We start from the raw sequence: 1,403 nt of genomic DNA, 5'->3' as shown, positions 1-1,403 counted from the left end.
GCGCGCGCGCAGCGTCGCCCGCGCCGCCGCGTTCACGTGGGCCGCGACGGCGGACCGTCTGTTCGCAAGCTGGCAGGCGGCGCTGGCGCACTGACGCCCGCGGCGGATGCGCCGCGCGAGGCCAGCACCAGTCGTTCGTCGATGACGCCGAGATTGGGGCTGAGATGCGGGTCGTCGCACAGGGCATCGCCCCAGGTGCGGCGCATATAGGCGTATTCCTCCGCCCGTGCCGCGAGCCGCGCGGGCTCGTCGTCGCGCCCGCGGCTGGACCCCTCGCGATGGACCAGCCGGGCATGGGGCGTGCACAGCACGCGCAGGCCGCGCGCGCGGACGCGCAGGCACAGGTCGATGTCGTTCCACGACACAAGCAGCCGCCCCTCGGCCAGACCGCCGATCGCGTCGAACACCTCGCGCCGCAGCAGCAGACAGGCGCCGGTCACGGCGGCGACGCTGCGGACGCTGCGCAGATGCGCCGCGCGTACCCCGGCCTCCACCTCCTCGGCGCCCGCGCCGCCGGGCTGGTCGAGCACCGCTTCCGGCGCGTGACGCATCAGGTGCGCCGCCCGGCCCGGCGGATGCAGCGCGATCCCGGCATGCTGGATCGTCCCGTCGGGATACAGCAGCGTGGCACCCACCGCGCCCACGTCCGGGCGGCAGGCAAGCCCCACCATGGCGCCGAGCCAGGACGGCTCGCGCACCGCGACGTCGTCGTTGAGCAGCAGCAGCAGGTCGCCCCGCGCCGCCTGCGCGCCGCGGTTGTTGAGCGCGCACCAGTCGAACGGCGCATCGACGCGGATCACCCGCACGCGCGCGTCCGCCTCCACCCGCCGCAGCCGGCGCAGCGTCCGGGGATCGCGGCTGCCGTTGTCGAGGATCAGCACCTCGAACGCCGGATAGTCGGTGTTATGCAGAAGCCCGCGCAGGCAGCGTTCCAGCAGGTCCGGCTGATCGCGTGTCGGCACCAGGATCGAGACCAGCGGCGCGGGCGCCGGCACCGCGTGGCGCAGGCGCAGGCTGCCGTCGGACTGCGGGATCGCGTCGATCCCCTCCGCGCGGAGGGCACGGCGCACCATCCCGACCGGCCAGACGGGCGGCGCCGGCGCATGCAGCAGCACGGCCGACAGGTGGCGCACGCGCGCCGGCGGGACGGCCGCGGCGAGGCGCAGCAGCAGGCAGGGCAGGTCCGGGATCGTCGCGCCGCCGAGCCCGGCCAGCACGTCGCGCCGTACCGCGACGCCGCTGCCGACATAACCGGTGGCGCGCAGCAAATCGGGATCCCATGTCGGCGGCTGGAAGCGCGGCGCGCGGCGCGCGCCGTCGGGCCCGCGCACGTCCTCGTCCATCGTGATGACGTCACACGGGCCGCCCGCACGGGCGGCCTCGGCGGCGACGCACGCGCGGGC

1 protein-coding gene is annotated in these 1,403 nt (G+C 76.1%); it reads right to left on the bottom strand.

The window, feature by feature from the left end:
• Nucleotides 1-32: 32 nt before the first annotated feature.
• Nucleotides 33-1,403: glycosyltransferase (locus B8460_RS14285; RefSeq protein WP_048862285.1), on the bottom strand; the 1,371-nt coding region annotated here is incomplete at its 5' end.

The organism is Acidisphaera rubrifaciens HS-AP3 (genome assembly GCF_000964365.1).
Classification (GTDB): Bacteria; Pseudomonadota; Alphaproteobacteria; order Acetobacterales; family Acetobacteraceae; genus Acidisphaera; species Acidisphaera rubrifaciens.
Note: the sequence above shows the minus strand (reverse complement) of the source record. Positions and strands in the feature narration are given on the sequence as shown.